Origin of the sequence: Kitasatospora sp. MBT63, assembly GCF_000710465.2 — a bacterium.
Classification (GTDB): domain Bacteria; phylum Actinomycetota; class Actinomycetes; order Streptomycetales; family Streptomycetaceae; genus Kitasatospora.
Genome location: NZ_JAIZ01000326.1, coordinates 1 through 8,423 on the forward strand (window position 1 = coordinate 1; position 8,423 = coordinate 8,423).

The window sequence follows — 8,423 nt, forward strand, 5'->3', positions numbered from 1 at the left end:
TCCTCGCCCGCCTCCGGTGAGGAGGGGCCCACTCCTCGCCAGGCTGCGCTGACCCGCCGGCCCCGCCCGGAGACGGCCGGGGCCCGCGGAACCGTCGTCGGTCCGCGGGCCCCGGGGTCCGGCCGGTCCCGGCTCAGCCCTGCGCGGGGTCCAGCCCGGCGTGGATGAGGCCGTAGGTGTAGGCGTCGTCGAGCGCCAGCCAGGAGGCCGCGATCACGTTGTCGGCGACCCCGACCGTGGACCAGGTGGCGCTGCCGTCGGTGGACTCGACCAGCACCCGGGTCTTGGAGCCGGTGCCATGCTGGCCCTCCAGGATGCGGACCTTGTAGTCGACCAGCTCCAGGCCGGCCAGCTGCGGGTAGATCGGCTCCAGGGCCGCCCGCAGCGCCTTGTCGAGGGCGTCCACCGGGCCGTTGCCCTCACCGGTGGCGACCTTGCGCTCGCCCTTGGCCCAGACCTTCACGGTGGCCTCGTTGCCCGCCGTGCCGTGCGGGCCCTGCTCGCTGATGGTCCGCCAGGACTCCAGCGCGAAGAACCGCTCCCGGCTGCCGCGCACCTCGTCGCGCAGCAGCAGCTCGAAGGAGGCGTCGGCCGCCTCGTAGGTGTAGCCGAGGTTCTCCTGCTCCTTGACCCTGGCGACCACCCGGCCGACCAGGTCGCGATCGGCGGACAGGTCGTAGCCGAGCTCCTTGCCCTTGAGCTCGATCGAGGCCCGGCCGGCCATGTCGGAGACCAGCATCCGCATGGTGTTGCCGACCCGCTCGGGGTCGATGTGCTGGTACAGGTCCGGGTCGACCTTGATCGCGGAGGCGTGCAGGCCGGCCTTGTGCGCGAACGCCGAGAATCCCACGTACGGCTGGTGCGTGGAGGGCGCCAGGTTGACCACCTCGGCGATGGCGTGCGAGATCCGGGTCATCTCCGCCAGCCGGCCCTCGGGCAGCACCCGGCGGTCGTACTTGAGCTCCAGTGCCCCGGCCACCGGGAAGAGGTTGGCGTTGCCGACCCGCTCGCCGTAGCCGTTGGCGGTGCACTGGACGTGGGTGGCGCCGGCGTCGACGGCGGCCAGCGTGTTGGCGACCGCGCAGCCGGTGTCGTCCTGGGCGTGGATGCCGAGCCGTGCCCCGGTGCGGGCCAGCACCTCGGCCACCGTCTCCCGGACGCCCGCGGGCAGCATCCCGCCGTTGGTGTCGCACAGCACCACCACCTCGGCGCCGGCCTGGTGGGCGGTGCGCACCACCGCGAGGGCGTACTCGGGGTTGGCCCGGTACCCGTCGAAGAAGTGCTCGCAGTCGATGAAGACCCGGCGGCCCTGGGCGCGCAGGTACGTGACGCTGTCGCGGACCATCTCCAGGTTCTCGTCGAGGGTGGTGCGCAGGGCCAGCTCGACGTGCCGGTCGTGCGACTTGGCGACCAGGGTGACCACCGGGGCCCCGGAGTTGACCAGGGCGGCCAGCTGGGGGTCCTCGGCGGCCTTGCCGCCGGCCCGGCGGGTGGCGCCGAAGGCGACCAGCTGCGCGTGGTGCAGGTCGAGTTCGGCGGCGGCCCGGGCGAAGAACTCGGTGTCGCGGGGGTTGGCGCCCGGCCAGCCGCCCTCGATGAAGCCGACGCCGAAGTCGTCCAGGTGCCGGGCGATGGTCAGCTTGTCCGCGACGGTGAGGTTGATGCCCTCGCGCTGGGCGCCGTCGCGCAGCGTGGTGTCGAACAGGTGGAAGCTGTCGTTGGGTCGGCTGTTGCTGGCCTCGGTCATGGCCCTGGGTTCTCCGTTCGATGGAGTTACTGCTGTTGCCGGGTGGGAGTCCGGCTCCACTGTCCAGCATCCCGCGCGCACCCGGTGTCCCTCGGCCCCTCGTGGGGGCTCCGGCCGGTCCGGGCAAAACAAAAGACCCCTCGCGGGTGCGAGAGGTCTGCGCGCGGGTCTGGACGCTGGTGGTCGCTCCGCATTCGGGTACTGCGGGAGCGGTCACTGCGGACCGGCGCGCCTGCTGCTAATAATCAGCGAGAGCGAGGACACGCTTGCAGTCTGGCACACCGACCGCATCCCGGCCCCGGCGTCTCGCGATGCGAAACGCCTCAGGTCAGCCGGTCGGTCGCCAGCTCGAAACCGAACGGCACGGGGAGCGGTAGCGGCGTGCCGACCGGCACCGCGGTGGTGGTGGCGTAGTCCCCTCGGGCCGGGTCGCTGTGCAGCACGAGCCGGTTCGCCTGCCGGTCGACCAGCAGGTAGAGCGGGATGCCGGCGGCCGCGTAGCCGAGCCGCTTGGCCTCGCGGTCCTTGCCCGGCCGGCTGGAGGTCACCTCCAAGACCATCAGGACACCGTCCGGCTTGGACCAGGATTCCCGGCCCAGCATGGCGTCGGCCGCAGTGAAGGTGCCGTCCGGGATGTAGCGGCCGCTCGGCACGATCAGGCCCTTGCCGCCCGCGAAGTCGACGTCAGGGCAGTGCTCGAATACCTGCCGGACGATCCGGCCGATCGCGGTCTCGTGGTCCCCGTCCGGCGGTGGTGTCACGACGATCTCCCCCTCGATGAGCTCGGCCTTGAAACCCTCCGGGGTGTCCAGGGCCAGGAATGCGTCGAGGAGGTCTCCGTCCTGGTCGTTCCAGGTTTCGGCGAAGTCGTGCGTCAGCGCGCTCACAGCCCCTCCTTCAGGTCCGCACGGCTCAACGAGCGGGGCACTTCGAGGTTACCGAGCCGGGCGTCCCGGCGGTGCGGGACGCCCGGTGACGGGTCAGACGATCTTGTGCAGCCAGCCGTGGGTGTCCGGGGCCTGGCCGCCCTGGATGGCGAGCAGCGCCTTGCGCAGCTCCATGGTGACCGGGCCGGGCTCGCCCTTGCCCACGGTCCAGTCGGCGCGGGCGGACTTGACCGAACCGACCGGGGTGATCACGGCGGCGGTGCCGCAGGCGAAGACCTCGGTCAGGGTGCCGTCGGCGTTGGCCTGCTTCCACTCGTCGGTGGAGATCTTCCGCTCCTCGACCCCGTAGCCGAGGTCGGCGGCCAGCTGCAGCAGCGAGTCGCGGGTGATGCCGGGCAGCAGCGCGCCGGAGAGCTCGGGGGTGACGATCTTCGCGTCCTCGCCCTCGCCGAAGACGAAGTACAGGTTCATGCCGCCCATCTCCTCGATCCACCGGTGCTCGGCGGCGTCGAGCCAGACCACCTGGTCGCAGCCCTTGGCGGCGGCCTGGGCCTGGGCGACCAGGGAGGCGGCGTAGTTGCCCGCGCACTTGGCGGCGCCGGTGCCGCCGGGGGCGGCGCGCACGTACTCCTCGGAGAGCCAGACCGAGACCGGCTTGATGCCGCCGGGGAAGTAGGCGCCGGCCGGCGAGGCGATGATCATGAAGAGGTAGGAGTTGGCCGGGCGCACACCCAGGCCCACCTCGGTGGCGAACATGAACGGCCGCAGGTAGAGGCTCTGTTCGGCCTCGTTCGGCACCCAGTTCTGCTCCTGCTGGACCAGCAGCTCGACGGCCTCGACGAAGGTCTCGACCGGCAGCTCGGGCATCGCCAGCCGGCGGGCCGAGTCCTGGAAGCGCTTGGCGTTGGCCTCCGGGCGGAAGGTGCTGATCGAGCCGTCGGCCTGGCGGTAGGCCTTCAGGCCCTCGAAGATCGCCTGGCCGTAGTGCAGGGTCATGTTGGCCGGGTCGATCTCCAGCGGCGCGTAGGGCGTCAGCTGGGCGTCGTGCCAGCCCAGGCCGTCGGTCCACCGGATGGTCACCATGTGGTCGGTGAAGACCCGCCCGAAACCGGGGTTGGCCAGCCGGGCCTCGCGCTCCGCGTCGGACAGCGGGTGCGCGGTGGGCTTGAGGTCGAACGTGATGGGCGCCTGGGTGGGCGTACTCATGGCTGTCTGTCCTTCACCGTGGGGTAGGGCTGGGCCGCCACCGCCGGTGATCGAACGCACGACGGCACGGCCCACTGTCGATACTCGCATCCAGAGGGCCGTGCCGAACAGCCGGAGGGCTGTCCCGTCGTGCTCCGGCGCCTCAGCCGGATACTCGGGCGGCGAGCGCGTCGCCGACCTGGGAGGTGGTACGGGCGCCGGAGCGCTCGGTCAGATCGGCCGCGACGGCGGCCTCGACCCGGGCGGCCTCGTCGGCGTACCCGAGGTGCTCCAGCAGCATGGCGACCGACAGCACGGTGGCGGTCGGGTCGGCCTTGCCCTGGCCGGCGATGTCCGGGGCCGAGCCGTGGACCGGCTCGAACATGGACGGGAAGGCGCCGGAGGGGTTGATGTTGCCGCTCGCCGCCAGGCCGATGCCGCCGGTGACGGCCGCGGCCAGGTCGGTCAGGATGTCGCCGAACAGGTTGTCGGTGACGATCACGTCGAACCGCTCGGGCTGGGTGACGAAGAAGATCGTCGCCGCGTCGACGTGCAGGTAGTCGGTGGTGACCTCGGGGAACTCCTGGCCGACCTGCTCGAAGATCCGGGTCCACAGGTGACCGGCGTGCACCAGCACGTTGTTCTTGTGGACCAGCGTGAGCTTCTTGCGCGGGCGGGCGGCGGCGCGGCGGTACGCGTCCCGGACCACCCGCTCGATGCCGAACGCGGTGTTCAGGCTGACCTCGGTGGCCACCTCGTGCTCGGTGCCGGTGCGCAGCGAGCCGCCGTTGCCGACGTACGGGCCCTCGGTGCCCTCGCGGACCACCACGAAGTCGATCTGCGGGTCGCCGGCCAGCGGGGACCTCACGCCGGGGAAGAGCTTGCCCGGGCGGAGGTTGATGTGGTGGTCGAAGGCGAACCGCAGCTTCAGCAGCAGGCCCCGCTCCAGCACGCCGGACGGCACGCTCGGGTCGCCGATCGCGCCGAGCAGGATCGCGTCCTGGCCCTTCAGCTCCGCCAGCACGCTGTCCGGCAGGGTCTCGCCGGTGCGGTGGTAGCGGCGGGCGCCGAGGTCGTACTCGGCGGTCTCCAGCTTGACGTCGGCGGGGAGGACGGCGCTGAGCACCTTGAGGCCCTCGGCGACCACTTCCTGGCCGATACCGTCACCGGGGATCACTGCGAGGCGAAGGGTGCGAGACATGCTCGTGACCCTACTCCCGCGTCCCATGGGCTGACATCCCGTGTCCGCCATTCGGACATTCCCGGCAGTGGGCGGTTGGTGCCGGCCGGCCGGGTGTGCCTACAGTGCGGCCTGGCGGAAGCGGTGGGCGAGCGGCGGAGGACAGACGGATGTGGCAGCTGATCCGGTTCGGGCTGGTCGGTGCCGTGAACACCGGCAGCTGCCTGGCGCTGTTCTGGCTGCTCCACCCGGCGCTGCCGTACCTGGCGGCGTTCAGCGTGGCGTACCTGCTCAGCATGGTCGGGTCGTTCTTCCTGAACACCTACTTCACCTACCGCACCCGGCCGACCTGGCGGAAGTTCCTGCTCTTCCCGCTGCCCAACCTGGCCAACTACCTGCTGCAGACGGCCGGCCTGTTCGCCCTGGTGCAGTGGTGCGGCCTGGACGAGCGGATCGCGCCCGCGGTGGTCGCCGCGGGCGCGATCCCGGTCAGTTTCCTGCTGACCCGGCTGGTGCTGACCGGCCGGGCCGCCGGATCACCGCAGGGAGACCAGCTGGGCCCGGCGCCCGTCCGGGTTGAGGTGGTGGACCAGTAGCAGCCGGGCGGTGTCACCGCCGGGGCCCTTGCGGACGTCCAGCACCGTGCCCGGGCCCGCCGGGGCGGCGATGGCGGCCGGTCCGTCGGCCGGGCTGCGGACGTCCAGCGCCGGGTGCAGCACGTCGATCGACAGGGTCGGCCGCTCCCCCTGCAGCCCGATCGAGGACAGCGCGTCGGCCGCGCTGGGCACCCCGCCGAGGGCGAAGCCGGTCCACAGCCCGTACCGGATCCGGGCCGCCGAGGCGCTCAGCCCCGGCAGCGCGGCCAGCCGGACCGGCAGCACCAGCGTGTCGCTGTCGAGCAGACCGGTGTCGCTGTCACCCCAGCGGGCGTTCAGCGGCTGGACGTCCAGCTCCCGGCCGGTCCTGGCGTCCACCGTGCGGGCCACCAGGACGTCGCTGCCGCGCAGCCGGTCGGCGCTGACCACCGCGTCGGTGCGGCCGTCACCGTCGGTGTCCAGCGAGGCCCGGACGCCGAACTGCGCCGCCGGGGTCGCGGCCGGCGCCCACAGCGCCGCCGCCAGGTACAGCGTGCCGTGGGCCAGCGGGTCACCGCCGACCGCCGGGGCGTCACTGGCCGCACCGGCCGCCCGCAGGTTCGCGGCCCGCTCGGACGGCGCGTCGACGCACAGCCCCGCGGCCGGGCAGTCGGGCCAGCGCTCGCCCTCGCCGCCCAGCTGGAAGGCGCTGACCAGGGCGCCGGCCGTGGACGGGGCACCGGTGCCGCCTAGCGCCAGCAGCGTGGAGCCCTGCCGGGCCGACTTCAGCTGCAGGCCCGCCGTCAGGTCGGAGGCCGCCCGCACCGCCGCGAACAGCGGCACCCGCAGCTCGGGCGCGTCACCGGACACCGGGGTCAGCAGCAGCCGGCCGGACAGCTCGCCGCGGTACCCGCGGGCCCGGCCGCCCTGCAGCGTGTCGATGGTCGGGTCGGGCTGCCGCTCGACCTGCCCGGGGACCCGCAGCGCGACCCGGACCCGGGCCGTGCCGCCCGCCGGGACGTCGACCCGGGCCGGGCTGGGCTCGAAGGAGGCGCCCGCGAGCCCGGTCGCGGCCAGGTACCCCGTGGTGTAGCTGACCGGGGTGTCGCCGAGGTTGCGGACCTCGACCTCGCGGACCGTCTCGGTCGGCCGCGAGACCGCGACCGGCCCGAAGGACAGCCCGACCGCGCCCGGCACGGCCCCCTCCCCCGCCGCGTACGCCACGGCCGGGGTCCGCACCGCCCGGTCCACCTGGACCCGGCCGGCGCCGGTCCGCTCCGGCCCGTACACCGGGCCGCCGTGGCCGTCCCCGAGCCAGGTGTCCCCGGCGGTGTTCATCAGGGCCGCCTTGACCTCCTCGACCGACCAGTCCGGGTGGGCGGCGCGCACCAGCGCCGCCAGGCCCGCGATGTGCGGGGTCGCCATCGAGGTCCCGTCCTCGCGGATGCCGGCCGTGCCGCTGCCCGCGCGGGCCGACCAGATGGTCTCGCCCGGGGCCGCCAGGTCGGGCTTGACCAGGCCGGGCAGACCGATCCCGCGGGAGGTGAACGAGGTCAGGGTGTCCACCCGCTGCGGCTGCTCCTGGGCGACCGAGCCGCGCAGGGCGTCGCCGGGCACCGCGAGCTGCACCCGCACCGGGCCCTCGGCCAGCGCCGAGGTGAGCCGCTCGCCGTCGGCCCGGGCCAGGATGGCCACCGGCACCCGGTCGTCGCCGGCCAGCTCGCCCAGGTGGTCCCCGTCGGCCGCGAACAGCGCGCCGAGGGCGCCCGCGTCGGCCGCGTGGTCGGCCCGGGCCGCCGAGCCGCAGGCCCGGTCCGCGTCCTTGGTCCGCCAGGTCAGCAGTGCCACCCGGCCCTTGAGCCGGGCCGCGTCCGCCGGGGTGAAGGCGGTGCAGCCGTCGCTCTGGTCGGCCGGCCGCGCGAGTTCGCCGCTCACGTCAGCGGTGGACCACTCCCGGTACTGGGCGCTCCAGTGGGCCGGGACCAGCCCGGCCAGCGCCGCCGGTGCCAGCACCCGGATGCCGTCGGCGTCGGTGTGCTGGTCGACCGAGGCGGCCACCGCGATCACCCGCGGGGCGATCCCGGGGCTGCCGCCGATCGCGTACACGTCGCCCTCGTTGCCGGCCGCGGCGACCACCACGGTGCCGAGCTCGGCGAGCCGGTCGGCGGCCAGCGCGTCGGCGTCGGCGGGGTCGCCGAAGGAGCTGCCGAGCGAGAGGTTGACCACGTCCAGCCGGTCGGACAGGTCGCCGTCGCCGTCGGGGTCGGCGGCCACGTCGAGGGCCTGCGCGAGCTGGTCGGTGGAGCCGGTGCAGCCGAACACCCGGATCGCGTACAGCTGCGCCTCGGGCGCTGCGCCCGGGCCGACCTTGAAGCCGGCCGGGTCCAGCCCGGGCCGGTACGGGCCGCGGTAGGTGCGGCCGTCCGCGGCGACGCCGTAGCCGGCCGCGGTGCCGGCCACATGGGTGCCGTGCCCGTTGAGCGCGCAGTCGATCGGGTTGGCGTCCGGGTGCGGCTCGGGCTGCGAGTGCTCGGCGGAGGGGTCGGGGTTGTAGTCGTCCCCGACCAGGTCCCGGCCGCCGGCCACCTTGTCGTTGGGGAACAGCGCGGCCGGGGCCGGCCTGGCGCCGTCGACGGCCTTGAACGCGGCCTCGGTGCCGGGGCCGCCGAAGTCGGCGTGGGTGTAGTCGATCCCGGAGTCGATCACGCCGATCCGCACCCCGCGCCCGGTGTTGCCCTCGCCCGCCGCCGGCGACCACACCTGCGGGGCGCCGGTGAGCGGCACCGAGTAGGAGTTGGCGCGCTGCTTGAGGGTGATCGGGTGGACCGCCCGGACGCCCGGCAGGGCGA

At 73.9% G+C, this 8,423-nt stretch carries 6 protein-coding genes; 1 reads left to right on the forward strand and 5 read right to left on the reverse strand.

All coding sequences use genetic code 11. The annotated features are described in order from the left end of the window. Nucleotides 1–133 precede the first annotated feature (133 nt). The 4 genes from cimA to AA75_RS19725 form a co-directional block, all read right to left on the reverse strand. A complete protein-coding gene (gene cimA, locus AA75_RS19710) occupies nt 134–1,747 on the reverse strand; it encodes a citramalate synthase (protein WP_033821437.1) in 1,614 nt (537 codons plus the stop codon). A 323-nt stretch (nt 1,748–2,070) separates the two neighbouring features. Next, the gene (locus AA75_RS19715; RefSeq protein ID WP_033821438.1) at nt 2,071–2,634 is read right to left on the reverse strand and encodes a Uma2 family endonuclease; all 564 of its coding nucleotides are present in this window, start codon (nt 2,632–2,634) and stop codon (nt 2,071–2,073) included. A gap of 93 nt (nt 2,635–2,727) precedes the next feature. Then, entirely contained in the window at nt 2,728–3,840 is a 1,113-nt protein-coding gene (locus AA75_RS19720; RefSeq protein ID WP_033821439.1) for a branched-chain amino acid aminotransferase, read from the reverse strand. Between the two features lie 142 nt (nt 3,841–3,982). Beyond that, on the reverse strand, nt 3,983–5,020 hold the full coding sequence (locus tag AA75_RS19725) for a 3-isopropylmalate dehydrogenase (protein WP_033821440.1): 1,038 nt from the start codon (nt 5,018–5,020) through the stop codon (nt 3,983–3,985). A 149-nt stretch (nt 5,021–5,169) separates the two neighbouring features. Here AA75_RS19725 and AA75_RS19730 point away from each other — a divergent pair, with 149 nt between their 5' ends. Next, entirely contained in the window at nt 5,170–5,595 is a 426-nt protein-coding gene (locus tag AA75_RS19730; protein WP_033821441.1) for a GtrA family protein, read from the forward strand. Here the strand turns inward: AA75_RS19730 and AA75_RS19735 are convergent. Continuing rightward, on the reverse strand, nt 5,536–8,423 hold a 2,888-nt coding region (locus AA75_RS19735; protein ID WP_033821442.1), incomplete at its 5' end, for a S8 family serine peptidase. The genes AA75_RS19730 and AA75_RS19735 overlap by 60 nt on opposite strands.

Coding starts and splice junctions, on each gene's coding strand:
- cimA (WP_033821437.1), bottom strand. CDS start 1,747: ATGACCGAGGCCAGCAACAGCCGACCCAACGACAGCTTCCACCTGTTC.
- AA75_RS19720 (WP_033821439.1), bottom strand. CDS start 3,840: ATGAGTACGCCCACCCAGGCGCCCATCACGTTCGACCTCAAGCCCACC.
- AA75_RS19725 (WP_033821440.1), bottom strand. CDS start 5,020: ATGTCTCGCACCCTTCGCCTCGCAGTGATCCCCGGTGACGGTATCGGC.
- AA75_RS19730 (WP_033821441.1), top strand. CDS start 5,170: ATGTGGCAGCTGATCCGGTTCGGGCTGGTCGGTGCCGTGAACACCGGC.